Origin of the sequence: Sulfitobacter sp. 1A12157 (genome assembly GCF_043557345.1) — a bacterium.
In the GTDB taxonomy this organism is placed as follows: Bacteria; Pseudomonadota; Alphaproteobacteria; order Rhodobacterales; family Rhodobacteraceae; genus Sulfitobacter.
This window is the reverse complement of the sequence record NZ_JBIFFV010000013.1, coordinates 1-26,399: the sequence shown is the minus strand read 5'-3', so window position 1 is coordinate 26,399 and position 26,399 is coordinate 1. Positions and strand designations below refer to the sequence as shown.

Genomic DNA, 26,399 nt, shown 5'->3' with positions numbered 1-26,399 from the left:
GAAGGGCGAACTCAGGGACTATGGAAAGCGCGTGCTCGGCTTAGCGTAGGATTTCGCCCCCTCCCGCAAACGACCCCGGCCTGTGCCTTCAGCCAGGTGAAGAACTCATCGACCAGCGGGCGGGACAATTCCTGCCGGACAGCGCAGCGATGGTCCGGGTCGGAGCCTCGGATGGCGTCCTCGACCTTGTAGAGGGCGGCAATGCGCAACAGCGCCTCGTCGACGATGGGTGAGCCTTTCTTCGGCTTAGCCTTGATCAGCTTGCGTCGGCCATGCGCCCAGCAGAAGGCCAGCCGCAGCGGGTCGCCGCCCGGGCGTTTTGATGTAGCCAGGTGGGTATAGGCGCCATAGGCATCGACCTGGATCGTGCCGTTGAAGCCCTTGAGGATTTCGGCGGCATATGCGCCTTTACGCCCGGGACGATAATGGAACACCACGCCGGGCGGCGCAGGGCCGTTCCAGCCCCGGTCATCCCGCAACACTGCCCAAAGATAGCCCGTCTTGGTCTTGCCCCGCCCGGGATCGAGAACGGGCGCGGTGGTTTCATCGACATAGAGCCGGGTGCTGCCGGACAGCAGTCGTTTGGCCATGTGATCGACCACGGGGGCGATCAACGCACCGGTCCGACCCATCCAGTCGGCCAGCACCGAGCGGTCGATCGGCACCCCGTGCCGCGCCATGACCACGGCCTGCCGGTTCAGCGGCATGTGCTCGGAATGCTTGGAGACGGCGATCTGGGCGAGCAGCGCCTCGGTTGGCCAGCTCCCCTCCAGCAGATGCGCAGGTGCCTTTGCCTGGACCACACCTGTGCGCCCCTTGGGGCAGGCATATCGGGGGCGCACCGTTACGATGACCTGATAGCGCGCGGGGAGGTAATCCAGCCGTTCGCTCCGATCCTCACCAATCTTGACCATGACACCACAGCCGCAGGGGCAAATGATGCTGTCGGGCTCGACCACCCTCTCGACGCGCGGCAGGCTTTCGGGCAGCGCCCGGGCCTTGCGTGGCGCTCGCGGCTTGCGCTTCTCGAGATCCGCTTCACTGGCCGCGATCCTGTCTTCAACAGCCGCGATTTGCGCCTGCGTCTCGGCGATAGCCGTTTCCAGGTCCTCCAACGCCAGTTCCAGCTGCGCCGGATCGAGCTTCTCGGATTTCGGCCCGAACTTGGTGCGCCGGTAATCCTGAACCTGACCTTCCAACTTCTCGATCAGCGCCTCAAGCTCTGCGATAAAGGCCACTTTCTCGGCCACCACGGCCTGTTCGTGCTGGCGCGCAGCACGCTCGACCCGTGCCTCAAACTGCGCGGCTTCCAGCGCCGCTTTTTGGGCGGCAAAGGCCTTCACCACCTCGGGCGGCAGGTCCGGAAACTGGCTGAGATCGAAGGGCTGCGACATGCGCATTTCTACCCGAACCGGGACAGAAAGGCCAATAAAACACCATCAAAAACAGCTGCCTGAGTCATCCTGCCGCAGTCGGTGCTAGCACCCGTTGCGCCACCACCCGCCGCCAATCCAGACCTTCGAACAGAGCTTCCGCCTGCGCCCGGGACAGTCGCATAACCCCGTCCTGAATCTTCGGCCAGGCGAAGCTGCCCTGTTCCAGGACCTTGTAGACCAGCACCATTCCGGTGCCGTCCCACACCAGGATCTTCAACCTGTCCCCGCGCTTTGAGCGAAAGACCACCGTCACCCCGGAATGCGGATCAAGCTTCAGCTCCGTCTGCACAATCAGCGCCAGAGCGTTATGCCCACAGCGGAAATCCACGGGCTTCGTCGCGATCACGATCGGCAGCCGTTGACCGGCGACAATCACGATGCACCCCGCAGCGCCCGCACCAGCGCCGCCGCGCGCTCCACCGTAACATCACCGGGAATGCGCAAGCGCAGATCGGGCCCGACCTCAATCGTCATCACGCCGATGCCGCCTTGCGCGGCCTCGCCCGTGGAAGACACCGGCTGATCCATCGGCTCAGGCAGAATGGACAGCGGCACAAAGGCAGGCTCCGCCGCCTCCGGCCCTGGCGATCCGTTCAACGCATCCATCAACTCACCCGGCAGGGCCAGCCGACCCTGCCGGGCATGGCGGCGCCAATCTGACAAATGATGGGGCAGAATGTCATAGCGCGCCGCCACATCGCAGACCCGCGCGCCCGGCTGAAGACTTTCGGCGACAATCCGCGCCTTGACCTCAGCTGGCCACCGTCGCTTGCCCCTTCGACGAGGCTCGACAACCTGTGACCTTCCGCGATATTTGGCGCATTTTCTTCAGGGTTAAGTGGCGCAAACTCGTGCTGGCGCCAGCATAGCGGACATCTGCGCTTCCCGCAGCGAAGGTCTCGAAGGAGCCCTTTCGGGACGTTGACGTTGATCATCAAACAAAGGCACCATGATCGGCGACGAGGAGAATGTATGGTGACTGAGAGGCGAACAAACGTTATGGCCGCAGCGTGTGCTGCCTTTTTCGCTTTCCTTTATCTTGCCTCAGTTACACTTGAAGACTGGCTGACAGGAAATCTGGACATAGCCCTGCTCTTCACCTTCACTTCAGTGCACATATTGACGGCTACTATGGTTGGTGCTGCCGTTTCATCGTGGTGGTTTTTTCCCTTTCTTGGTAAAGGGTCTGGCGCACGAGGCATCGTATGTGATCTCGGATGGCTATCAGTAGCTGTGCTTTCTGCGGCAGCGATTGCTGGCACGCTCGTTTTTCCGGGCCTAGGGACGATTGGAATGCCTGTTTTTCTCTTCTTACAAACGTCCTCGTCACTAGTATCTATTCTGACTCTTGCTTCTAGCATGACAGTCGCACTGGTGTTTTCACGCATTCGATTAAAACAAGCCAAGGACTCAGCGTCTGAACTTTAGGCTCTGGTTTGATCTACGGCGAGTTTGTCCGCAGAGCAGTTGTTGATGTAGAGCGCGGCGAAGGTCATCTAGCGCGCTTCGATGGATACTTCGGCGCTCGGCGTCCGTTGTAGAACGCGATAGACTGTCGGCCGCGAAACGTCGAAAAGTTCTGCCAGATCGCTGACGGAGTAGTCGCCCGTGTCATACATGCGCCGCAACTCTGTCTGGCGGCGATCCGACAGCTTGGGCTTCTTCCCCTTCAGCTTCCCCTTAGCGCGGGCGACTGCCATGCCCTCTTTGGTGCGCATGCGGATCAGGTCAGCCTCGAACTCGGCGAAGGTGGCCAGAATGTTGAAAAACATCTTTCCCATCGGATCGTGCGGATCATAGACCGACGCTCCCAAGGCAAGCCTCACCCCGCGCTTTGCCAACTCATCTGCGATAGACCGAGCATCCGGAACCGACCTTGCCAGCCGGTCGAGCTTCGGGACCACTAGCGTGTCGCCGGCTCTTACGGCGGCCAAGGCCTGCGCCAGTCCTGGCCGCTCGCGGTTCGTTCCGGTCAAGCCATGGTCGGTATAGATGCGGTCCTCAGCCACACCGAGATGCAGGAGGGTGGCCTTCTGAGCGGCAAGGTCCTGTTTATCGGTCGAGCATCGGGCGTATCCAATGTGGGTTTCAGACATGGGGGCGTCCTTCGTGAAAATTATTCTGGAGCCATGTAGAATTGTAACGAAAAAGACCCCTTCAATGATACTATCACCGTACCATCTAAATGAGAATCAATTTTCCCCTCAAATATAGGGTGTGGCCCGGAGGCGGGACGGCGTCCGCTCAGCGTTCCCCTTTCGGACAGGTTGGAGAGACAGAATGGATGAAGCGATGCGCCGGTTCGCCGTTCTGCGGCCTCATCTGGAAGAGGGTGTTTCTCTGGTCGCAGCCGCCCGCGCGGCTGATGTGCCAATCCGGACGGCGCAACGCTGGCTGTCGCGCTATAGGCTGAAAGGTCTGGACGGGCTAAAGATCAGGAAGCGATCTGATTACGGCACTCGCAGACTGCCCGAGCCCTTGATCGCTCTGATCGAGGGGCTGGCGCTTCGCAAGCCGCGGCTGTCCTGTGCCGCGATCTGTCGACGCACCAAAGCGATTGCGAAGAGCAGGGATTGGCCGGTCCCATCCTATAGCACCGTTCATTCCATCGTGCAGGCGCTCGATCCTGCGGTGGTCACGCTGGCGCAGGATGGGGCGTCAGCCTATCGGGACCGATTTGAGCTGATCCATCGACACAGGGCAAGCGCACCGAATACGCTTTGGCAAGCGGATCACACGATGCTGGATATATGGATCATAGACGCGAACGGAAAAGCGGCGCGGCCTTGGCTGACCGCGATTATGGACGACCACTCCCGTGCAATCGCTGGATACTTGGTGTTTCTGGGCGCACCATCGGCTCTGCAAACGTCTCTGGCACTTCGACAGGCCATCTGGCGTAAGCAAACCCCGGACTGGCCGATATGCGGGATTCCAGAAATTCTCTATGTTGATCACGGAAGCGATTTTACGTCCGAACATCTCGAACAGGCAGCGGCCAGCCTGCGGTTCCAGATCATCCATTCCGCCGTAGCGCGCCCGCAGGGCCGCGGGAAGATCGAACGGTTCTTCGGCACTTTAAACACAGAGCTGCTTCCGGACCTGTCCGGTAATATAGTGAACGGGAAACCAGCAACACCGCCGAAGCTGTCGCTGGCCGATCTCGATGCTGTCCTCGGCGCGTGGATCAAGGACACCTACAATGTCCGCACTCATCGCGAGACGGGGCTGCCGCCGCTGACGTCGTGGTGCGCCGACGGCTGGCTTCCTCAAATGCCCGACAGTATCGACGATCTCGACCTGCTGCTCGTCATGGTCGCAAAGCCTCGACTCGTGCGCCGCGACGGTGTGCATTTTCAAGGGCTGCGTTTTATGAGCCCGATCCTTGCTCCCTATGTCGGCGAAAGCGTCACGATTCGCTACGACCCGCGCGACCCCGGTGAGATCCGTGTCTTCCACAAGAACCGCTTCCTGTGTCGTGCCATCAGCCCGGAATATGCCCATGAGACGATCACGTTGAAAGACATACAGACAGCCCGCGCGGCGCAGCGGCGGGCCCTGCGCCAGCAGATCAATGAACGGGTCGGCGTCGTTGCGGAATATTCCCCGGAGGGGACAGCCCGTAGGAAAACCGAGACCGCGCCTCGACCGCAACGCAAGTCGAAACTCCGAACCTATCAGTCGGATGATTGACAATGATGGGACAGCGCAATGGCACATTCATCGCCACGAAAGAACATCGCCGCTTTGTCGAGTTCGCAGCTGCAGTGCAGAAACACCGATATATCGGAATCTGCTTCGGCCCGGCCGGTGTCGGAAAAACGATGTCGGCGCGGCGTTTCGCCCGGTGGGACAAGGCCGAACCGCTCTTGAAGGAGTGGGGGCCACGCGACGCATCGGACGTCATTGCCTATGAGGCATTGGCCAAGTCACGCACAGCTTTCTATACACCGACAGTCGGCGGCCCGGTGCGGGAGGTTCGTGAAGATTTACGCCGTCTTATAGCCCGCGCAGAAGGTTGCATCGATCTGGCGCTCAACCCGAGCATGGTCATTCCGGAACGCCATAGCCAAGGCCGCATGGAAATGCTGATAGTCGATGAAGCCGAACGCCTTTTGTCACTGTACCCTAATTAATCAGATTCTGCGGATTCAGGGCATTTTGGGGCGTTTTTGTACCCTTAATTACAATATATCCACAGGCAACACGCGTCAGTGCTCGGTCCCGCTCGAGCGTTTCCAGATTGCGTCGGCGCGGGTCAGAAGTGATTCCCGTTTTGCGCCGAGTCCGAGCTCGGATATGGCCTGACGGGCTGCTCGCAAAGCGCTCTCGGATGCACTTGCGCGGCTCGTTCCATGCGTCTTCTGTCCGGTCGGATGCTCTGTTTCCCTCCGCCCCGGAAGCCGCTGGTCGAGTTCCAGCGACAACCCACGGACCCGCTCAATCAAACGACGATGTTGAGGAAAGGCGCGGCGCAACTCGAGGACCATGCGTTCGTTTCCACGTAGAATGATGGCAACGCCCAAAATCGGACGGGTCACGCTTACACCAACCGCGGCAAGCGCCATCAACCTTTCGCGCTCGTTCCCCGAAGTGAGCGCCCCCAGGTTCCCGATCTTCAGAACTGCCATGAGATGCAAGGTCAAATCCACCCGGCGCAGCCGCCTGAGATCTTTGCTCGCCACAGCCGTTTCCAGGAACTGCGCACCACGTGCAGCGCGCGCAAGTAGCCGGTCTGATACGGCTTCGGCTGGATGTTTCGCCGCGAGGGATTGACCACAGATCTCGCAGGTCAGCGACCACGCGAAGCGCCAATGCCGAAGAACCAGAGCGGGCGTTTTCTCGACACACGCCCAACAATGCTGGAAGTCATACCGCGACACGATAAGCAGCGAATGATGCATCGCTTCCGGAAAGCACATGGCAGCGATTTCATCCGGGGACAGCTGAACCGCTCCGCATAGTCGAGCCCAGTTCGCCGCGCGCAAGTCACTCGCACACTCTGGTACCCCGCCCTGCCCCAAACCCAGATAGCCACAAAGCTCTTCTACCGAGCAATGATTGGCCTTCGCTAGTCGCCCAATCCAGCTGGACAGGAGCTCATCGCGTGCCGGCAGTGGCCGGAACGGTAGTGGTCTGACGGTCACCCGAATGCAGCGGCGGGTTGGCGAGGAATGTTCCACGCGTGCTTCGTCCAAACCGGCTGCCAGGCCTGAACTGCTTCGTCCGTGATCCGCTCTTCTCCAGTCTCGATCGCATCGATAGCCAGGGACTTGATCATGATGAACACGCGCGAGGTCACACCCCCGGTCACTTTCAGGATCGTCCGAAGTGATGCGACCGTCAGGCCTGATCGTTGCTCAAGTGCCATCGCCGCGATCAGTGTCTGGATCAGGCGAGAGAACTCTACGTCGTCCTCCCAAAGCGGCAGGTAGTGTTCGTCCAGCCGTCGGGCCAGTTGGTCGTCTCCACGAACCGCCTCCAGGGCTTCGTTCACTCCAAAAACGACGAGCGAAGCGCAGAGGTCGTTGGCAAGGAACCGAAGCATGTTCAAGAAACGGCGTTGCTCACGGTAGCTTCCCGCAAGCAGGTTATGCACTTCGTCGATCATCAGCATCCTCAGGTCCATGTCCCGAAGATGACCGAGCGCACGGACCTCGAGCTCGGATACGGTATGGCGGCCCCACATTGGCGCCCCGATCGTTGCCAGGATGTGCTGATAGAACCGCCGCTCGTCCGGCGCGGGCGGCGCCTGAACCAGCAGGATAGGCGTTTTCGTGATGCCCAGTTCCGCGTTATATTGAGTGGGATATTTGCTCGCCATACGCTTGGCGATCATCGTCTTGCCAATGCCGGAACTTCCATAGACCATCAGACCCGGCATCCGGCTCTGCTGCGGCATTTCCATCAGAGATGTCAATCGGTTGAGAACAATGGTGGCTCGGTCAAACGCGATCCAGTGATCGCCGCGGATACGGTCAATTCTTTCGTCTTGGGTCATTGAACTCATCAATCTCATAGGTTGGCAGATCAGGATTACCTGTATCAATCGCGAACATTTCGCGCGACGGGTCGCGACGCGGTTGGTGCCGGGGAAGCCGAGCACCTCTTTCGTTTTCGACCCGGGCGGTCCGCGTCTTTTGGCGTGCCGCCTCAGCCAGCCGCCGTTGCGCATCGATCAAATGGAACAGGCCCCGCTCATTTATCCGCCCCCCATACTTGTCTTGCCATTCTTTCCGCGCACGACGACTTTCCCAAAGCGATATCCGCGGATGGCTCAGATCCCGATACCGAGCAGGGATCACGCGGCCATCATCGATGATGACCCAGACCTGCGACAAGTCTCGCGGATCGTATTTCACCTGAACCTTGCCCTGCCTGCGTCCGACCAACGACGCGAAGACATCACTCCAGTAATGGACCCCGAAGAGCGTGACCCCGGTGCGCCCGAGTTGGCGCCACTCGAAGGGCAAGAAGCTTGTCCGAAAGGCTTCGACGTCAACGACCTGTCGCCCCGCAGTATCCCCGCCCAGGTCAGCCCAGGCAGCCAGCGGCGTTCGGCCGAGGGCTTCGTGAACCGTATTGTGGTATCGGCAGATTTCCAGATAAAGCCAATCCTCGAACTCGGTCAGCGTCAGGGCTGCATGCTTTTCACTATTATAGTCGCCTTTCTCGACGATTGAGGAATGTGTCGTCCCGGGCAGCACATGAACGGCACCCATGGTCGTTCCGATCAGCCGTTCGACATGGCCGCCATAGTGTTTGCCGCCAAGCGGACGATACTCGACGGTTATGCCCCAATCTTCGCAGGCCATTCTGAAGGCATCGCTGTGGAACTCCTGTGCATTGTCGACGTGGATCGCCTTCGGAATGCCGGCCGTCGGCCAAACCACCTCTTCCAGTGTTCCAGGGACATGCACCGATTTCCGGCGCACACAGTGATCGAGACACAGGGCGATCGACAAGACAGATGGCTCGTCGAAGGTGACATAGGCCCCGAGAACGATCCGGGTCGCAACATCAATGGCTACCGTCAGAAAGGGGCGTGTAAGTGGCCGCCGGTTCACGTGATCAACCAGAATGATGTCCGCCGTAGTATGATCGATCTGAACGACTTCCAGCGGGGCTGAAACTTCAAGACGCCCGGGACGCGCGGCAAAGACCTTGTCAGCCTCCTCTGCCCCGCGCCGTTTCCTGATGACCTCTCGCTGATCCATCGCGTCGAGACGGGCTTTGACCGTTTTCCGGGTCGGGGGTTGAAATCCTTTCGCCTCGCACTCGGCACGAATCTCACGCCAGATGCGAAGAAAGCTCGAGCGCTCGCGAACCAGATAGTAACGCTGCAGACTCTCATCGATGATGATTTCAACGTCTTGCGCGATCCGTTTCGACCCCGGTTTCGGCCCGCGACGGTCCAACTCCAACGCCGTGGCACGTGCGTCGTTCTCTCTCAGACGCCGGTAGAGCGACCATGTGTGGCTTTTCGCCAAGCCGAGTTCCCAAGCCGCGTCACCGATAGCAGCGCTGATCGGCTCGCCCCTCTTTTCCAGATCCAGGATCGGCCGAAGAACCGCTGCACGATGTTTCGCAATACGCTCGCTGGCCACGTAAATCCCCCGCCCCAACAGGTCGACACTTATCCACAGTTCCGACCGTACGGCAATTAAGGGTACAGTATGGTAATTAACGGTACAATATGAAAATTAAGGATACAAGCGGCCATTGATTTTATGGGACAATTTTAGGCGCGATTCTGATTAATTAGGGTGCAGTGACAGCACCCGCATGAGACGGGATCGCTCTCGCTCGTTTTCCTTCCGCTTCAGGGCCATCTCTTTCAGGCGAGCGCGCCGATCACGGAGTTTTTCACTGTCTTCGCCGATGTAGCGATTTACGACCTCGGTCCCAATCCGATACTGATCATACCAGTATCTCTTCCTCCCTATCGTCTTCAGCTTCGGCGAGCCCCGGAGTTCGGAGACCTGTGTATCCTGCAACATGCGCAGGAGATCGGTCCAGGCGGCAGTGCCGATGTGGCTGTGATGTCGGATCATGACTATTGGCCTCACCCTACTCAGTCTTATTTGTAGGGTAAGATGGGCCTAAATATACCCTACGAAATTTTATTTGTAGGGTAAGAAGTTCCAACACGATTTGCGGACACGGCATTTTTTTGGAGCCTTGGTGTCTGCCGCATAAAGTTTCGGCGACCGCGCCCTGTTGGCGGTAACATCCTTGGGTGTTGATTGTCACTGAGAACTGATGGGGTGGATACCCCCTCCCAACGGCACCTGCCGCCATGCGATCAGAATACAGGCCGATCCATTATGCGTGTGCAGCTGGAAAAAGACATGCGGTCTTACATTCAGCCACGTCTATCTCGAAAGTCGGATTCTGGCCCGGCTCCCGTTAGGCAAGATTCGACAGGTCGTTAACGAGGCGCTGCGCTGGTCAGCTTGATAGACATTTCGCTGCGATCTATGCTAATTTTGGCCGCCCCTATTGCATCATCCGGATATGTTCTCGATCCGATCGAAGCGACAGTCAATGAAACAGATGCAGTATGGAACTGGTCATGTTGGTCCAATGGATAGGAGAAGTATCAATGACCGTACATCAACCACATCAATGCTCTACGTACTTAGTGCTTGTTCCAAAGCTTGCACCGGATGTTGTAAAGTAACCCCTGCGAAACGCTTGGCCTGACACCGGCATGAGAAACCAGTCGCTAACAGTGCGCCTCCCCCCTCGGCGACACGCTCCGCCCAGCTCAAACGAAAAATTTCGCGCGACATCTCGCGGTGCTCGGCTTCATGGCCGAAAAGTCCAGCCATGCCGCAGCATCCGGCCCTTCGGGACTTCAGGGAAAGCCCCGCCGCCGAAAATATTTCTTCCCATCGTCTCAAACTTTCGGGATCGGCTGACGTTTCCGTACAATGGCCAATCATTTCAAAATCCCCGGCAATGCCCTGAGGAAGATACTCCTTGTGCCTCACCAAGAAGCGATCGATCGGGACCGGTTCCGAACCTTCGAGTGGAGCAGGAATATCTTGCCGGTAATGCATAGAGACGGCCGGTTCCAAATTGATAAGAGGCAAGCCGGTTGTCGATAATTGGTCGAGCGTCGCAGCCGCATGTGCTCTGGTGAGATCAAAGTCTTTGAGATAGCCGCGGACTTGTGCTGCCTTGCCGTTGCGCAGGATCGGGGTGTGTAGCACTGCAAACCCCATGTGGGTAAGGATCCGAGCGGCTGCTGCCAACACCGCTGGATCGAATGGGCCGAGGAAGCTGTCACATAGCAGGATCACGGCCCGGTCTTTGTCGATGTGTGCTGGTATAGGCTGACCTGGCTTGAGCGGTTGTGATCCTGCGGCGCGCATGTGTGCATGCAAGCCGATGCGGTCGAAACGAGGTAGGTCGACAAGCTTGAAGACCCGGTACATCAAAAGTGACCCTGCGGAAAGACCAATGTTAGCAAGAAGTGGCACTTGTGCGGCAAGGATTGTTAAGGCTTCCATTCGGCGGACCAAGCGATCTCTCAGGCTGCGCTGACGACCTCGCGTTTCCGCCAAAAACTGGGCCTTCATCGTAGGAATATCGACCTGTACAGGACATTGCGAGGTACAGGCCTTGCAAGAGAGACAGGTCTCGAGAGATTGTGCCAGGTTCTCCTCTGCCTCCGTCACCTCTCCACCGGTCTCGCGCGCAAGGAGCCAGTCACGGAACAATGCAGCGCGTCCCTTTGGCGATTGAACCCGATCGCGTGTTACTTTGTAGGATGGGCACATCTCTTGCGCCGCATCCCAGTGAAAGCAGACGCCATTGCCATTGCAGTCACTTGCCTTGGCGTAGGCCGAGCGTTCTTCGATCAACTGATCTCGCGCACCCCGAAAGGGGATCGTGTCGATGTGCTCCACTTTTAGCGACGTGCCTGCAGCGGTCACGAGTTTCCCCGGGTTAAGAACATTGTCAGGATCAAAGGCCGCCTTGATCTGACGCAACAGGTCGAAAAGCGCAGGGCCGAAGTATTGCGCAACATATTCTCCCCGGAACCCCTTGCCGTGTTCGCCCCAGACAAGGCCACCCTGTTCCTGCGCCAAACGGGCCACTGCGTCGGAAATCGGGCGGATTTTGTCACGATGTTCTGGTAGACGCATGTCCATTAGCGGACGTACATGGACGCATCCGACGTCCGCGTGGCCATACATGCCGTACTCCAACTGATGCGCATCGAGAATATCGCGAAACCCACGCACGAAGGAGACAAGATTCTCTGGTGGCACGGCAGCATCCTCGACGAATGCAGTGCCTTTCAGGTGACCTTTGCCCTTGCCCATCAAACCGACAGCATCCTTACGGAGTCCGTTCAGGGCATTCATGGTCCTCTGGTCCCGCGTAGCGATCACGCCATTTGCGTCCTCTTGGCGGGCCAGCTGCTCGATAGCTGCCAGTTGTTGGTCGACTACCTCAGTGCTCTCTCCCGCGATCTCGGCAAAGAGATAGCCGCCGCTGCGGGCAAGCTTTTCGCCCAAGACCGGCTCCAGGATTGGCCACGCGGGGGTGGTCTTGCCAAGCCCAACTGTAACATCATCGAGAAATTCGATAGCCTCTGGATCTGCCGCCAATAATCCGGGAACGGCGCCGAGAGCATTTAAGCTGTTGGTGTATCCAATAATCGCCATGCCCCTGCATTCAGGCAGCGGTGCCACCTTAAGCGACAGCTCCGAGGTGATCGCCAACGTGCCTTCGGATCCGGCGATCAACTTGGCCAAACGGAGTGTCCCATCAGTGCCTCGTACCTCGTCAAGATTATAGCCGGTCAGCCCTCGGTTCATCACTGGAAAGACCCGCTCAATTTGCTTAGAGCATTGCGGTAGCGCGCTGCGCAGAAGGTCGACGACATCGCAGACAGGCCCGGGAGGTCCATTTGCCTCTGGAGCGACATCGCCAATTTCTGAAAGACTTCCGTTCGCCAAAACCACTTCGGCGGAAAGCAAGTAGTCGGAAGTTCTTCCGAGTTTGCGTGAGCCTTTGCCTGAGGCGTCGGTGGCTACCATTCCGCCAAGGGTCGCGCGTGAGCCGGTCGAGACGGCAGGTGGAAAAAAATACCCAAGCGGCTTCAAATAGGCATTTAATTGGTCCAGGACCACGCCCGGCTGTACTCGGACCACGCCTGCGTCGGCGTCAAAGCTCACGATGGAATTCATGAAACGGGAGGTATCGAGGATCACGCCCTCGGCAAGCGACTGGCCGTTGGTGCCCGTGCCGCCTCCGCGGGGCGTAAGCGAAAGGCCCGCGCGGGTTGCAGCCGTCACTGCGGCCTGAATATCTGTTTTGCTACGCGGCTCCACCACGCAGGCCGGTTCGCGGTAGTAGATCGAGTTGTCCGTCGCATTGACCACGCGGGCGCCGCGACCCGGTCGCATCTGGCCTGAAAATCCAAGACCGGATAGCGTCTGTAGAAAGGAGGTGACTGCCGGGTTCTGGGTCATGGCTTAATCCTTTGGGGCTGGGGGCTCAGCGGATAAAGGAGGGCAATAACAAGGTCACCGTGGGCACATATGTCACCAGCATCAGCACCACGAAGGACACCAATAGCATTGGCCAGAGTGCAAGGCTCAACCGTTCAATCGACTGGTTGCTGATGGCTGAGGCGACAAAGAGTGAGTATCCAAAGGGCGGCGTCGCCATCCCGATCGCGAGATTGATGACCACCATTGCGCCCAGATGGATCGGATCAAGACCCAATTGGGCACCGATGGAGGATAAGGTAGTCCCAAGGATGATCATCGCCGCGATATTATCCATGATCGCACCGATAAACAGCAGAAACAGATTTAGAATTAGCAAGATGACAATTGGATTGGTCGAGATCGACATGATCCCGTTTGCGATTGCTGAAGGTAATTGTTCGATCGCCACGAGCCAGCCGAAGGCGGAGGCGATGGCGATGATGAAACAGACAATGGCGGATGTCCGCATCGCGGCTATTATGATAGCCGGCAACTCGGCGAACTTGATTTCGCGGTGGATAAAAAGTCCGACGATGAGCGCATAGAAGACGGCGATGGCCGAAGCTTCAGTTGGGGTGAATACAGACCCATAGATTCCGCCCAAAATAACTACCGGCGCGAGAAGAGACCATTTCCCGTCCCAAAGGCTTTGCCCCAGCTCTTTCCGTGTTGCGCGTCGTTCGCGAGGGATATTTGGGCTGCGTCGTGCGACGATCCAGCATACCAGCATCAAGCCGAGAGCGATTAGGAGACCAGGGATGATCCCTGCAAGGAAAAGCTGGTTAATCGACTCTTCTGCAACCACCCCCCAAATGATCATCGGGATAGAAGGCGGGATCATCTGGCCGATTGGTCCGGAAGCGGCAGAGAGCGCGGCAGAAAAATCCCGTTTCCATCCGCGCTGCTCCATCTCTGGGATCATGATCCCGCCGATCGTGGCGGTAGTGGCGGGCGCCGAGCCTGAGATCGCTGCGAAAAAGGTTGCCGATAGCACGGTGACCATGCCAAGACCGCCCGTTACGTGCTGGACGAGGGACTGGCAGAACTTGACCAAACGGCGCGAGAGACCGCCATGCATCATTAAATCACCGGCGAGAATGAACCCCGGGATCGCGAGAATCGAAAAGCTTTGGGTCCCGGCGATCAAACGTTGAGCAAGAATTACCAGCGGGAAATCCGCCATGTAGAGCCCCAAAACCGAAGCGATGCCGAGGCCGAACGCAATCGGCACCCCTCCAAACATAGAGATGAGGAAAGTCGCAAGAATGGCAATGGCAACGGCACTCATCCGATGATCTCCTTGGGCGTGCTGGTCTCTTCGACAGGCTTGAACAAGCGGGCCAATGCATGCAGCGCGCCCAGAAGCCCGCAAATGGGGGCGGCAAGATGGAGGACCTCGATAGGCAGCCGCATTGCAGCCGAGACCTGCCCCACGGTGCTGACAGTGTATTCGTATCCCGAAGCGGCAAGCGCGATGCAAAAGAACAGGATGACGAGGCTAATTAGACGGTTCCAAACCGCCTTAATGCCATGTGGTAAATAGGAAATGAGCACATCCAACCGCACATGCGCCATATCGCGTAGAACACTGGTAGCGGCCAGAAGGGTTGTCCATGTAAACAGCATCAAGGCCAGCTCCTCCGACCAGACAAGTGATGAGCCCAACACGTAGCGTGAAAATACTTGCATGATGAGGGCGGACATCATGACCACGGCCATCGCAACAACCACCCAGTTGGTGGCCCGCGCCGTCCAGTAAGACAGTCTGTCGAGCAAAAGAATCATGCTTGGCCCTCGCGTCATGCTGTTTGTAATGGGGTGTGTTTTCAGCGCCTCGCGATTCCGCGAGGCGCTGGTCGAACGGCTTAGCCTTGAACAGCCGCCAGTGCCTTGTCGAAGAGATCTTCGCCGATCACGCCTTTGAACTCGTCATAGACCGGGAGAACCTGTTTGCGGAATGCCGCGGGGTCTTCGATATCGTTGACGGTCATGCCAGCCGCCTTCAATTGCTCGATCAATGCAGCAGAGGCTTCGGCGACCTGAGCGCGCTGTTTTTCGATTGCGGCCGATGTGGCTGCCTTGAATGCAGCCTGCTCTTCTTCGGAAAGTTTGCCGAAAGTCCGCTCTGACACGATGATACCGAGCGCGGAATAGGTATGCTTCGTAAGCGATAGGTACTTCGTGACCTCAGGGTAGTTATTCGCAGCGATCACCGCCAGCGGTATCTCGAGCCCATCAATGGTGCCTTGCTGCGCCGCGGTGAAGGTTTCCGACCATGCCATAGGGGTCGGGTTGCCGCCCAATGAGGAGAACATGCCGATGAAGACAGGGTTCTGCATCGTGCGAAATTTCACACCCTCAACGTCATTTGGCGCCGTGACTGGTCGGGTATTGTTGATCATGTGGCGGAAGCCCCCCTCCGCGAAACCAAGGCCGATCATGCCCTTGCTTGAAAGCTTGCTGAGCATTTCTTGGCCAACTTCGCCGTCCAGAACGCTGTGAGCTTGGGCCTCGTCTGCGAAAAGGAATGGCATATCATTGAGCTGAAACACCGGGTCGAGGTTGGCAATCGTAGCATTGGTGATAATGCCGATGTCAAGCGTGCCGTATTGCAGACCTTCGAGCATCTGCTTCTCATCACCCAACTGATTGTTGGGGAACGTCTGTACGTCGAACTTGCCTGGCAGACGCTCTTCCAGCTCTGCCTTCAGGTTATGCGCCATGATGGCATAGGGATCTTGGGCACTGTCGGATGTCGTCCAGCCGACACGCAACGTGTCCGCTGCGGTTGCCGGCAGGCCAGCCGCGCTCAGCAAGGCGGCTGAGAGCGTGGCTATTGCGGTTTTTCTTAAAGTCATCATCGTGGTTTCCTCCCTAAAGATGATCAGATTTGCGTCGTGTCGAAGCCGTAGAGCCGCGCCGGGTTATCCGCGAGAATGCGGTCCCGCGTGGCCGCATCCGGGGCCCAATCGTCAAGCATATTGAGCAATGCGCCGTCATTCGGCATGTCGACGTTGATGTATGGATGCGGCCAATCCGTAGCCCAAAGAACCCGCTCTGGGTTCGCACGAATGATCTCGCGGGCAAACGGGGCGATGTCGGAATAAGGCGTCTCATTCTCGCCCGTAATTCGATAGCTGCCCGACAACTTCACCCAAGACTTCCCGTCGGCTACAAGCGATAGCATTTGCTGAAAACCCGGGTGGTTTGTGCCAGCGGAAGTGGGCATGTGACCCAGGTGGTCAAACACCGTTTCAACTGGCAGCCGACCCAACGTGTCTCGGATGTCCGCGAATTCAGACACGTCAATGAGCATTTGCAGATGCCAGCCCAAAGCAGCGATCTTGTCAGCGATCCGACGCACGTCAGATACTTCGACGCCAGAACGGAACAGAAGATTGAGCCGTACCCCTCGGGCCCCAGCATCATGCATCTGCTCAAGCTCTTTTTCTGAAACATTCTCATCGACAACGACGACGGCGCGCAGCCGGTCGGGATGCCTGCGTACAACATCCAAGGTGCAGCGATTATCCTGCCCATACACCGAAGGCTGCACGATGACGCCGCGCGAGAGGCCAAGGCTGTCGAGCATATGGAAATATTGTTCTTCGCTCGCTTCGGGCGGGGTGTAAGTCCGATGCGGCGTATAGGGATATTTTGCATCTGGCCCAAAAATATGTGCGTGGCAGTCTACAGCTCCCGGTGGCGGGGTGAACTGCGGCGCATAGGGCTCGAGATCTGCCGCTTCACAGAATGGTATTTTGACTTCTCCCAATGAGGTCATCCGGCTTTCCTCCCAGCCTTGCAAGCCACGCAATCCAAGCCGGTCGGCCGTGCGCAGCAAATGGTTCCACGCCGCACGGCGCGCTTTATCTGGATCTCCGATGCGGATCGCTTCGAAAACAATATTTAACTCACGCTCAATACCTTGAGGGCCATCGCCACTGAGAACGGAATTCGCGAGATCTTCCGCAATACCCGCGTCGATGCGCTCGTAGAGGAACTGCAAAAGGTCACGGAAATAAGGATTGTTCGTCGCCGCGGCTACGGCCTGATGAAAGGCACGCTGCTCAGGCAAAGCGGCCGTGCCCTGAGCGAGCGCTTCTTTCACGCCCGCAAGAGCGATTTCGATTTCTTGCAGCTGAATCAGTGTGCGACGACGCGCAGCCATTGAGGCGCCTCCCACTTCGATCTCCATCCTAAGCTCGAGCAGCTGACGCAGGTGAGCGAGAGAGGAAAGCGTTTGTGGGTCAATCTTGAATCCCGTGGCGGCCACCGGGGAGCAAACGAATGCACCGACGCCGTGGCGACTTTCGACCAGTCCCGCCTCACGTAATTGAGCAATTGCCTCGCGCACGGCGCTTCGCCCGGCGCCAAAGTCTCGCACCAGCTCTGCTTCAGTCGGCAGCTTGGCTCCCACTGGCAAGCGTCCACCGGTGATCATTGTAGACAGCTGCTCTGCGATGTCGTCCGAGACCCGGCGGCGTCCTACGGAGCGTATAGGTATGGCATATGGTTCTTTTGGCATAGCGAATCTCTCCACTGATCAAGTTAAACAAAAATAAGTTGTCTGACAACTGACAACTGACAACCGGCGACTTGGCTGTTGATATGGTTTCTAATGGTCTTAGTAAGTTTGCAGAGGTTTGCTGGCGTAATTTTTTGCTGGAGTTGCTAAGGGCCTGGTGGCGCGATGCACGTCCCGAAGGCTGGCTGTTTCCCGGCAAGCCGAAGATCAACCCGATTTCGCCGCGTCAGCTAAGCCCCGCTTTCACCTCAGCCAAGCATATGGCAGGGGTCAAGAAGCCAGCGACATTGCACACGTTACGACACAGTTTTGCCACCCACCTTTTGGAGGCAAACACCGACGTGCGGGTTATTCAGGTGCTGCTCGGCCACGCCAAGCTGACGACCACTGCCCGATACACTCATTCGGCCACCAAGACGATCCGCGACACTGTCAGCCCCTACGAGATGCTGGCCAAATTGCAGGATCAGACGGTGAAGCGAAGTCTAAAGTGACCGGGCGCCGCGGTGCCCCGGACCGAACTGGAGATTGCTGATATCTTCCGCACCCATGGTCCTGCGTGGCGGCTGGCCAATGCGGGGCATGTCAGCCTTTCCCAGTTGAAAGTGATGTTGTCGATCGAGGCCTGCCGGACTGAGGCTCTTGGCGGGCATGTGGCTGGCTGTGCCACATGCGGCCACCATCACATCGCTTATAACTCCTGCAAGAACCGGCACTGCCCGAAGTGCCAGGGACCGGCCGCGCGCGACTGGATGGAGGCACGGGCCGAAGATCTGCTGCCCGTGGAATATTTCCACGTTGTCTTCACCCTGCCAGCTGAGATCGCGCAGATCGCCTATTGGAACAAGAAGGCGATCTATGCCTTGCTGTTCAAGGCATCGGCCAAGACCGTCATGACCATCGCGGCCGACCGTAAGCGCAGGGGTGTGCGAGTGGGCATGACCAGCGTGCTGCACACATGGGGATCGGCACTGACCCATCATCCGCATATCCATATGATCGTCCCCGGCGGCGGCCTGTCGCCGGACGGCACCAAATGGGTCGCCAGCAAGCCTGGGTTCTTCTTGCATGTGCGCGTGCTGTCGCGCCTGTTCCGCCGCCTCTTTCTGGACGGGCTCGTGGCGCTGCACCAAGCCGGAGACCTGGCTTTCTATGGGAACTTGGAGCGGCTGGCGCTGACGGACGCCTTCACCACCTGGCTCACCCCTTTCCGCAAATCCGAATGGATGGTCTATTCCAAGCCGCCCTTTGGCGGCCCAGAGGCCGTGCTTGCCTACCTGAGCCGCTATACTACAGAACATCCTGCGAATAGCTGTCATTCATCCACCGCACAGCATTCCGTACTTCGGGGTTCATTGCCAGCCTCGGATGCAGCCGATACGATCTGAAGACCCCATTAGACAAGGACCATCCTTAGCGGCCAATGACCATTACCGATGGCGCTGCGTTGCAACTTCACCGAAGCGCCCGTTGATAGTAAGTCAGGGCAGCACTTGATAAAATGAATAATCCTTATGCGAACAAAACGGTCACTTAGCATGTGAATTCAATGAATGAACTGTCTAAACGCGCTCTGTTTTATATGTTATTGACAGCTTTAAGCTGTCGCTTGTCCACTTTACCAACTGGCAGCATCGGCAGATCAGTGCGGATTTCTATGCTCTTGGGGCGCTTGTAATTGGCCAGGCGCTGGATGCACAGATCGCGCAGTTCGGCGGCAAAATCGTCAACGTTGCGCTGCGATCTTGAAAGCACAAAGGCCTTGCCAACCTCCTGAAACTTCGGATCAGGCACGGCGACGACGGCGGCAATCTGCACATCTGGATGGCTTTCCAGACACATCTCGATCTCGCGCGGGTAGATGTTGTAGCCGCCGGATTTAAACATCTCCTTCTTGCGTCCAACAAGTTGCAAGTAGCCGTCAGCGTCAAAAACGCCAACGTCTCCCGTAAGGAAGTAGCCGTCCTTGTCATAGGCTTCAGCCGTCTTCTCGGGCTTGCCGAAATAGCCGAGCAGCAGGCTTGGGTGGCGCAGCGTGACCTCTCCCTCTTCGCCCGTGGCGCAGACTTTGCCATCATCATTCAGCAGCCTGACTTCCAGACCGGGCGCAGGCTTGCCCACCCGTGTCGTCAGCTGAAAATCGCTTGCATCGAGCGATGACATTGTGATTGAGCCGGGCACTTCTGACATGCCGTAAGTCACTCCCAGCGGGCAGCCTTTGGTGCGCAATGTCTTCAGCACATTAATCGGCAGCGCAGCCCCGCCCCAGCACACCAGCCGCACTTGAGAAAAATTAGTTTTTTCAAACTCGGGCAGCTCTGTCATCATCTGCAACATCGTCGGCACCCCGAGCAGAGCATGGGCGACACCTGTGTCGATATCGGAAAGCATCGCCAGCGGATCAAACTGCTCCATGAAAATGATAGTGCCGCCGCCCACAAGCGGACCGCAGCTTAGATCTCCGGCGCAGCCAATGTGGTTGATCGGCAGGTTGCAAAACAGCCCCGCTCCTTCCATGCCGAAGTGCGCTGTCTGCACGCTGTACGCGTGACACAGGCCCATATGCGACAGCAACGCGCCTTTAGGCTCGCCCGTTGAGCCGGATGTGTAGACGACCAGAGCCGGATCCATCGTTTTCACAGCCCCGCGCCGCGCGGAAAGGTTGTCGTCGCTTACTGCGTCCCCTGCTCCGAGGAAATCCGCGAGAGGCTGATAGCCGTGCGCCTCACCACCGAATACGACCATATACGCCGGAAGCTCCGCCTCTTTAACCGCTTCGGCCAGCGTTTCGGCCAGCCTGTCTTCGCCGTAGGTGGCCAGTGCGAGCACCACAGCGGGGCGCGCGTCGTGCAGTACGCGGGTCATCTCGCCGGTGGTGTATTTGGGGTTCAGTCCCGTCCAGATCGCCCCGATCGATGCTGCCGCCATGAAGCAAGTAAAATACTCAGGCCGCGGCGTTGACAGAGTACAAACGCGGTCGCCCTTCTGCACCCCCGCCGCAATCATGGCGCGTGCAAAGGCGTCAATATTCTTAGCAAAGGTGCGGTAGTCCTGCACCTCATTACCAAAGCGAACCGCCGGGTGGCCCGGTGTGGCATTGGCCCAGTGATACGGGAAGTCCGATATCCGGCTCAGCGCAGGTATGGTGTTTGATACAGCTTGGGTCATTTTTCGGGGCTCTCCAGAAACAACACCAGCCACTCGGCTGTCATCGCGGGCTTTTCGGAGCCTTCCTTTTCAACCGTGACATCGAGCACGCCAAACCAGCCCTCGCCGCGCTTTTCCATGCGCGAAACGGTGCAAGTGGGGCGGATGCGGTCGCTCAGCATGACGGGAGCAACAAAGCGCACTTTATTGAGGCCGTAGTTAAGGCCCCAGAGCCGGTCGCCATGCATCGGGAAATACTTGAAGTTCCAGTAAGTTAGAATGGAGAGCAACAAAAAACCGTCGATCAGATCAGACCCGAACTCGTTGTTCTTGGAAAAGGTCAGGTCAACAAGGTCTGGGTCGAGGTATGTCGCCTTGCTGAACATCTGAAGATGTTCACGGTCTATCGACATCCACTCTCCTTCATAGGCCTTTTTGCCTGCAAGTTTGTGCAGATCGTTAAACTCTACCGATGTCATTACGTCGTTCATTTTCATCTCCATTCGTATAAAAAAGTCGAGCTATCTGGCGATCATCAGCGCCGGTAGCCATATTGATATTGCCGGGATCATCACGATAAGGCCGAGCACGACTACTTCGGCATAGAGAAACGGCAGTATCCCACGGTATATCTCGCGCGCCGAAATTTTGGTCTCCGAAGCCGCCATTACCGCAAACAGGTTGAGACCCACTGGGGGTGTTATCGCGGCGATCTCGACCAGTTTGGCAACGATCACGGCAAACCAGATGCCGTTCATCCCAAGGCTTTGGGAGATCGGATACAGAATAGGCAGCGTCACCACGACCATCGACAGCGGATCGATGAACATGCCGAGCACAAGGTAGAGCACGATCACGAAGAGCAGGAATTCGAAGACCTCAAGGTCCATCGCGTCGAGCATGCCTGTCAATTCGCCGATGAAACCGCTGATGACGAAGAAGCGACTAAGCAACAGGCCACCAATGACAATGAAAAACAGCGTTGAGGTGATCACCATTGTCTCATGGAATGCGGCGCCCAAGTCAGCGCGCGAAATCGCGCGCCGTGCCAGCGCCAACAGAATGGCGCCAACAGCGCCAACTGCGCCAGCGGCCGAGGGTGGCATGAAGCCGGTGTAGATACCGCCAAGCACGACCGTGGCCAGCACGATCATAGGCCAGACTTTTCCGAGCGAACGTACGCGTTCGGCCAGCGGCGGACGTGTCATGGCCGTGGGCACATAACTTGGCCGTACTCGCATAACGACAGAGATAACAACGATATAAGCGAAGGCCGTCAGAATACCGGGGATAACGCCGGCCATCAAAAGTTGGCCGATGGATTCGCCAGTAAGTATACCATAGACAACAAAGCCAAGCGATGGCGGGATCAGCCCTGCAAGCGTGCCTGCTGCGGCGATCGAGCCTGCGCTGAAGCCTTTGTGGCAACCATGGCGTACCATTTCGGGCATCGCCACTTTGCCAAAGATTGCCGAATTTACGACGGTTGAGCCTGATATGGCCGAGAAGCCTGCCGAGGCGAACACGGTGGCGGCATAAAGCCCGCCGCGGACGCCAGCCAGCCAATCTGCAGCAGATTTGTAGATATCGTGAATGATGTTGGATTTAGAAGCGACGATGCCCATGAGCACAAACATCGGCACCACGGCGAAAGTATATTGGGACGAAAAGTCATAGGGCAGCGTCTTGAAAGTGACCCACATGAACCGCTCGCCAACGGTGGCATACATGCCGCCCGCCGCGACCAAGACCATCGCCGCGCCAATAGGCACACCAAGGAACGCCAGAAACAACGTGAGGCCAATTGCGATCGCACCAAGTTCAATCGGCGTCATGGCGCGCTCCTTTGCCGAACAGGCGCAATAGGGCCTGCAGCGTTTGCAGTGCCGCGACCAACAACGCGCCAGTTGCCCCGAGGGACACCAGTGTTTTGATAGGGTAGACGGGGAAGCTAAACGCACCCGGTGCAAGCTCGCCGATGCGCCAGCTTTCCATCATCTGTGGCCATGTCTGAAGTGCGATCATTCCGATTGCAAGTGTCATGGCCAGCGTTGCCAAAACATCGAGCACCCGCGACGGCATCCCCCGCAGTCGCTCTGTCAAGAGATCAACGGTGATATGTGCCCGCAGAATTTGGGTTTGCAAGAGCCCCAGAAACACAACGACTGCGAGCGCTTCGCCCGCCATCTCGAACGCACCTGTGACGGGCTTGTTGAAAAGGGCGGTGCCCACCACGTCAACCGTGCTGACCACCGCCATAATGCCAAGTGCCGCCCACCCCATGATAGCGCTGAAACGCGCGGCCATGGTGGCTATCTGTTGCACTTTCCGCAGCACCACCGGCCTCAGTCTGCTGCTGACAGTTCGGCCAGTCGCTCCTTGATAAATTCAGCGTGCCGGGTTGCTGCTTCGCCTTTGCCGGTTTCGCTCACCTTCGCGACCCAGAGATCGAAGAAATCTGGCATCGCTTCTTCCATGGCTTCCTGATCCTCGAACGGAACCAACTCGACCCCGTTTTCCAGCAACTTGTCCAGACCGGATTGCTCGGCTGCGTTGATCTCGTTCGCGGCCTTCACCTCAGCATCGGCGATGACTTCGTTGAACAACGTCTGGAATTCGGACGACCAGCTGTCCCAGACGTCTTTATTGACGTAGCCCGAAAACAGCGGCGTTGCACCGAACTCAGCATCGCTGGCATATTTGGCTACTTCGAACAGGTTGAATAGCGCTGCCGCCTGATAGTTCATGTTCACACAGTCAACAGCGCCACGTTGCAGGCCTTCGTAAGTTTCTGTCAGTTCCATATTTACAGGGACAGCGCCCAGAGCGGAAAACATCATCGGGTGGAATGTGCCGAATGTGCGCACTTTCAACCCCTTGAAGTCTTCAAGGGTCTTAACCGGCTTTGAGCAGATCAGGCGATACTGCGGCAGGCCGCGAAACAGAAAGGGGTGCAGGTTGGCCGCGTCATACTCAGCTTTCACCTCGGGGATCTCGGCAATACCTTCGCGCGTCAGTTGCGCCACGACATCAGCTGTCGGGAAGACCATTGGCAATGAGTCCATCAGCCCCGAGACCGGGAATTTGCTGAAGAAGTAGCCAACCGGAAAGTTGCCGATGTCCACCGCACCTGCCCCAACAAGATCAACCATCTCGCCGGGGCCGCCAAGAGTTCCGCCATGGAACATCTGAACTTTGACTTTGCCATCGGTTCGGGCCGAAATCTCGTCAGCCACATATTGATCAATCAGCGAGGTGGTAAAACCCTCCGGCATGAAGTTGGCGTAGCGGATGGTTCCGGTCGGGTAATTTTGTGCAGCTACGGTGCTTGCAACAGTTATGCCGGCCACGCCGAGAGCGGCAGTAAATTTGTTCATGAGTTCCTCCTGTTTCGGCCGTCTCACTACAAAATTGGGCGGCGCTCAGTGAACCGTACCGGGTAGATTTAAAAATGCAAGTATATCCTTATGTTTTGCAACACTGCAGCTTTTGATGAACCCTTCTTGTTGCAACTGCATTGCTTAGAACACCTTTGCTCTGCTAAGAACTCCTGCAATTCACAATTCCACGGCGCTCCAGACAGCTCTCGCGATGATCGGACCTATGACCCGGCCCTCAATCACCAAAAAATCTCGTGATCCGCTTGCGGCCCCCAACAGGCGCAAGCCAAAGCAGAAGCGCTCGGTGACAACTGTTAAGCAAATCCTTGAAGCGGCAATCAAGCTCTTGGAAATTGGCGGCTTTGAAGCGATAACGATGCAGGCGATCGCAGACGAAGCTGGTGTCAATATCGCCACGGCTTACAGCTACTTCCCGAACAAACACCAATTACTTGCCCGTCTCGCGGAAGATCAGATTAATGCGCGCCTCGATGTTCTGGCAAGAATGCTCGCTGATGTGGCCGCAGCACCTGACTGGGTGTCGGCATTCGGGGCGACATTGCATGATCTCTTTGATATGCGCCGTCGACAGCGAGGGTCAGTGGCGTTGCGGCGGGCCTTGCACGCCTCCCCTGATCTTTGGGCGATAGACCAGGACGGAAACCGTAAAGCCGCCATTCTCGTAGGTGATGTGCTACGCCAACGCTCAAGCCCGGGTTTGCATTCATCGACTGATATACGAGGACGTATTATCGCTGAATGCGTCACCGCGTCTCTTGATCTGGCACAATCTTGCCCAGAAGATAAGGCCGCGCATTATATCGAAGAGTTGGTCGTTTTGATGCAGAGATATTTACAAGAGCCGCCGTCAAACATGGCATAGTTGCGCATCAAACGAAGTAATTTTTCCAAGCCAGCCAAAAGCTAAGAGCAATCCATCGTTGTTCTTCCGCAATCTATGAAGATTGAATAAAACATACACATTTCCAATGCTTCATCCAGACCACAGCATAGGGAAATCCGGACTCTATACGGCCTCGCTGCAATGCGGAAAATGTACCGTTTCGAAGTTGTTTGAAGGCTCATCGACCAAAGGCTGATGATGCTTGAAAAATGGGGGCTATGGGTTGAAAGGGATTTAGCGCCATTCTCTAACGGAAATGACATAGAAGCATATATCCAAGACAAGTGGATGGGTATAACTTGATCTTGTTCGCACCCTTCGCGCCATTGCTCAGCAGCTCCGCAAAAGGATTGGTCGCAGATCAGTTCCTTCTGCGACAAGGCTGCGTGTGCCCAACAATACGCGATGGTGATCGGCGCGCCGCCTTTGCGCGACGGGCGCGTCAGTCGGTTGTAGCCTGCATAGCCGTCCAGTTGCAGAGTGCCGTCAAAGCCCCGCAATATCTGCTCTGCATTCTGCCCTGCACGACCCGGGGCATAGGTGAAGACAACGCCTGGCGGATCATCTCCACCCCATCCTCGGTCATCGCGCCAGTGCCCAAAGGTATCCTGTCTTCGTGCGGCCTCGACCCGGGTCCAGAACGGGGACCGTTGTCTCATCTCTTACCCGGCAGGCGCATGCAAAGCATGCTGCCGGGAGGGCATAAATAGCTTGCCGGACTTCTTTAGATGCTCAGCCAAGCGGTCCACGACAGGGCTCAGATGGAAAGCCGCTGTGCCCACCCAATCGGCCAAAGTGCTGCGGTGGATATCGATGCCGGAGCGGGCAAGGATTTGGCTTTGACGATACAACGGCAAGTGGTCTGAGAATTTGCTGACAAGCACATGTGCGATGGCGCCCTCAGTCGGCAACCCGCCTTCGATCAGATGCGCAGGAGCCGGGGCCTGCGTGATACCTTCAGCGCAGGAATGGCAAGCATATTTGGGGCGAACGGTGACGATGACACGCAGCTGCGCTGGAATGATATCCAGTCGCTCGGTGCGGTCTTCGCCAATACGGTGCATCTCGCCGCATCCGCAGGGACAGCTCAAACTCTGAGGTTCGACTACCCGTTCAACCCGTGGAAGGTCTGCGGAAAGATTGCCACGGTTGCGCCGGGCAGCTTTGCGAGGCCGTGCCTCTGAGGGCGTCTGCTCAGCTTGCTGAGTCTCAACTTCCGCGACCGCTTGCCATGTGTGGCGTTCTTGAGTTCGGCAATCAGGTGCTCCAGACGCTTAACCAAACCTTCCAGCTCGGATGTTTTGGTTTGCAACCCGGTCGTTTCTTGCTTCAGCGATTTGTTCTCTCGCAGTACCGCCAAGACAGCTTCACGCTGGCTCTCAGGGATGGCGGATGTATCGATGGGCGGCAGGTTGGACATGCCCGGAGTATAGCTTGATTTACGCCCAAATGGGCAGGCCTTTTGCGCCTCCGAGTCACTCTGCCGCAGCC

At 57.5% G+C, this 26,399-nt stretch carries 20 protein-coding genes and 6 pseudogenes; 6 read left to right on the top strand and 20 right to left on the bottom strand.

Features of this window, described 5'->3' with window-relative positions:
• Positions 1–23: 23 nt before the first annotated feature.
• From tnpC (ACGYLC_RS17345) to tnpA, 3 genes and pseudogenes are all read right to left on the bottom strand, one after another.
• Positions 24–1,394: pseudogene (tnpC, locus tag ACGYLC_RS17345) on the bottom strand (IS66 family transposase); the annotation flags it as partial.
• Between the two features lie 64 nt (positions 1,395–1,458).
• Complete coding sequence (gene tnpB / locus ACGYLC_RS17340) at positions 1,459–1,812, bottom strand: IS66 family insertion sequence element accessory protein TnpB (RefSeq protein WP_067939155.1); 354 nt, start codon at positions 1,810–1,812, stop codon at positions 1,459–1,461.
• Positions 1,809–2,201: pseudogene (gene tnpA, locus ACGYLC_RS17335) on the bottom strand (IS66-like element accessory protein TnpA); the annotation flags it as partial. The pseudogene tnpA and the gene tnpB, both read right to left, overlap by 4 nt.
• Positions 2,202–2,408: 207 nt before the next feature.
• Here tnpA and ACGYLC_RS17330 point away from each other — a divergent pair.
• Complete coding sequence (locus ACGYLC_RS17330) at positions 2,409–2,864, top strand: hypothetical protein (RefSeq protein ID WP_394424180.1); 456 nt, start codon at positions 2,409–2,411, stop codon at positions 2,862–2,864.
• A 68-nt stretch (positions 2,865–2,932) separates the two neighbouring features.
• Here the strand turns inward: ACGYLC_RS17330 and ACGYLC_RS17325 are convergent, their stop codons facing one another.
• Positions 2,933–3,532, bottom strand: a complete 600-nt coding sequence (locus ACGYLC_RS17325; RefSeq protein WP_394424179.1) for a recombinase family protein — start codon at positions 3,530–3,532, stop codon at positions 2,933–2,935.
• A gap of 184 nt (positions 3,533–3,716) precedes the next feature.
• Between ACGYLC_RS17325 and ACGYLC_RS17320 the strand changes: the two genes are divergently transcribed.
• Entirely contained in the window at positions 3,717–5,129 is a 1,413-nt protein-coding gene (locus ACGYLC_RS17320; RefSeq protein ID WP_394424177.1) for a Mu transposase C-terminal domain-containing protein, read from the top strand.
• Positions 5,130–5,131: 2 nt separating this feature from the next.
• The gene (locus tag ACGYLC_RS17315) at positions 5,132–5,572 is read left to right on the top strand and encodes an AAA family ATPase (RefSeq protein ID WP_394424175.1); all 441 of its coding nucleotides are present in this window, start codon (positions 5,132–5,134) and stop codon (positions 5,570–5,572) included.
• A 75-nt stretch (positions 5,573–5,647) separates the two neighbouring features.
• Here the strand turns inward: ACGYLC_RS17315 and ACGYLC_RS17310 are convergent, their stop codons facing one another.
• From ACGYLC_RS17310 to ACGYLC_RS17270, 9 genes are all read right to left on the bottom strand, one after another.
• Positions 5,648–6,583: a TniQ family protein gene (locus ACGYLC_RS17310; RefSeq protein ID WP_394418845.1), complete on the bottom strand. Its 936-nt coding sequence runs from the start codon at positions 6,581–6,583 to the stop codon at positions 5,648–5,650.
• The gene (locus ACGYLC_RS17305) at positions 6,580–7,437 is read right to left on the bottom strand and encodes a TniB family NTP-binding protein (protein WP_394418832.1); all 858 of its coding nucleotides are present in this window, start codon (positions 7,435–7,437) and stop codon (positions 6,580–6,582) included. Before ACGYLC_RS17305 ends, ACGYLC_RS17310 begins: the two co-directional genes overlap by 4 nt.
• Positions 7,415–9,043, bottom strand: a complete 1,629-nt coding sequence (locus ACGYLC_RS17300; protein ID WP_394418830.1) for a Mu transposase C-terminal domain-containing protein — start codon at positions 9,041–9,043, stop codon at positions 7,415–7,417. Before ACGYLC_RS17300 ends, ACGYLC_RS17305 begins: the two co-directional genes overlap by 23 nt.
• Before the next feature lie 150 nt (positions 9,044–9,193).
• Positions 9,194–9,490 (bottom strand): hypothetical protein, encoded by a 297-nt coding sequence (locus tag ACGYLC_RS17295; RefSeq protein WP_394424173.1) that lies wholly within the window; start codon positions 9,488–9,490, stop codon positions 9,194–9,196.
• Positions 9,491–10,069: 579 nt separating this feature from the next.
• Entirely contained in the window at positions 10,070–12,928 is a 2,859-nt protein-coding gene (locus ACGYLC_RS17290) for an FAD-binding and (Fe-S)-binding domain-containing protein (RefSeq protein ID WP_394424171.1), read from the bottom strand.
• A 25-nt stretch (positions 12,929–12,953) separates the two neighbouring features.
• Positions 12,954–14,237: a TRAP transporter large permease gene (locus tag ACGYLC_RS17285; RefSeq protein ID WP_067629432.1), complete on the bottom strand. Its 1,284-nt coding sequence runs from the start codon at positions 14,235–14,237 to the stop codon at positions 12,954–12,956.
• A complete protein-coding gene (locus tag ACGYLC_RS17280) occupies positions 14,234–14,734 on the bottom strand; it encodes a TRAP transporter small permease (RefSeq protein ID WP_394380559.1) in 501 nt (166 codons plus the stop codon). Before ACGYLC_RS17280 ends, ACGYLC_RS17285 begins: the two co-directional genes overlap by 4 nt.
• Positions 14,735–14,814: 80 nt before the next feature.
• The gene (locus ACGYLC_RS17275; protein WP_394424169.1) at positions 14,815–15,810 is read right to left on the bottom strand and encodes a TRAP transporter substrate-binding protein; all 996 of its coding nucleotides are present in this window, start codon (positions 15,808–15,810) and stop codon (positions 14,815–14,817) included.
• Between the two features lie 23 nt (positions 15,811–15,833).
• Positions 15,834–17,477 carry an amidohydrolase family protein gene (locus ACGYLC_RS17270; protein WP_394424168.1) on the bottom strand — a complete coding sequence of 548 codons (1,644 nt, stop codon included), beginning with the start codon at positions 17,475–17,477 and terminating at the stop codon, positions 15,834–15,836.
• 134 nt (positions 17,478–17,611) lie between these two features.
• On the opposite strand from ACGYLC_RS17270, the pseudogene ACGYLC_RS17265 reads away from it, so the two are divergent.
• Together ACGYLC_RS17265 and ACGYLC_RS17260 are read left to right on the top strand one after the other, a co-directional pair.
• Positions 17,612–17,971, top strand: a pseudogene (locus ACGYLC_RS17265) (tyrosine-type recombinase/integrase); the annotation flags it as partial.
• Positions 17,972–17,983: 12 nt separating this feature from the next.
• Positions 17,984–18,769: pseudogene (locus ACGYLC_RS17260) on the top strand (transposase); the annotation flags it as partial.
• A gap of 286 nt (positions 18,770–19,055) precedes the next feature.
• Here the strand turns inward: ACGYLC_RS17260 and ACGYLC_RS17255 are convergent.
• From ACGYLC_RS17255 to ACGYLC_RS17235, 5 genes are read right to left on the bottom strand one after another with little or no spacing between them, the layout of a single operon-like run.
• Positions 19,056–20,645 carry a class I adenylate-forming enzyme family protein gene (locus tag ACGYLC_RS17255; protein ID WP_394424166.1) on the bottom strand — a complete coding sequence of 530 codons (1,590 nt, stop codon included), beginning with the start codon at positions 20,643–20,645 and terminating at the stop codon, positions 19,056–19,058.
• Positions 20,642–21,115, bottom strand: a complete 474-nt coding sequence (locus tag ACGYLC_RS17250) for a hypothetical protein (RefSeq protein ID WP_394424165.1) — start codon at positions 21,113–21,115, stop codon at positions 20,642–20,644. Before ACGYLC_RS17250 ends, ACGYLC_RS17255 begins: the two co-directional genes overlap by 4 nt.
• A gap of 30 nt (positions 21,116–21,145) precedes the next feature.
• Positions 21,146–22,459, bottom strand: coding sequence for a TRAP transporter large permease (locus ACGYLC_RS17245; RefSeq protein WP_394424163.1), 1,314 nt, complete (start codon positions 22,457–22,459; stop codon positions 21,146–21,148).
• Positions 22,446–22,931, bottom strand: a complete 486-nt coding sequence (locus ACGYLC_RS17240; protein ID WP_394424162.1) for a TRAP transporter small permease subunit — start codon at positions 22,929–22,931, stop codon at positions 22,446–22,448. Before ACGYLC_RS17240 ends, ACGYLC_RS17245 begins: the two co-directional genes overlap by 14 nt.
• Before the next feature lie 38 nt (positions 22,932–22,969).
• Positions 22,970–24,001: a C4-dicarboxylate TRAP transporter substrate-binding protein gene (locus ACGYLC_RS17235; RefSeq protein ID WP_394424161.1), complete on the bottom strand. Its 1,032-nt coding sequence runs from the start codon at positions 23,999–24,001 to the stop codon at positions 22,970–22,972.
• Between the two features lie 226 nt (positions 24,002–24,227).
• On the opposite strand from ACGYLC_RS17235, the gene ACGYLC_RS17230 reads away from it, so the two are divergent.
• Positions 24,228–24,887, top strand: a complete 660-nt coding sequence (locus ACGYLC_RS17230; RefSeq protein ID WP_394424160.1) for a TetR/AcrR family transcriptional regulator — start codon at positions 24,228–24,230, stop codon at positions 24,885–24,887.
• A gap of 407 nt (positions 24,888–25,294) precedes the next feature.
• On the opposite strand, the pseudogene tnpC (ACGYLC_RS17225) reads toward ACGYLC_RS17230, so the two are convergent.
• A pseudogene (tnpC, locus tag ACGYLC_RS17225) lies at positions 25,295–26,104 on the bottom strand (IS66 family transposase); the annotation flags it as partial.
• Positions 26,014–26,399, bottom strand: a pseudogene (locus ACGYLC_RS17220) (hypothetical protein); the annotation flags it as partial. The pseudogenes ACGYLC_RS17220 and tnpC (ACGYLC_RS17225), both read right to left, overlap by 91 nt.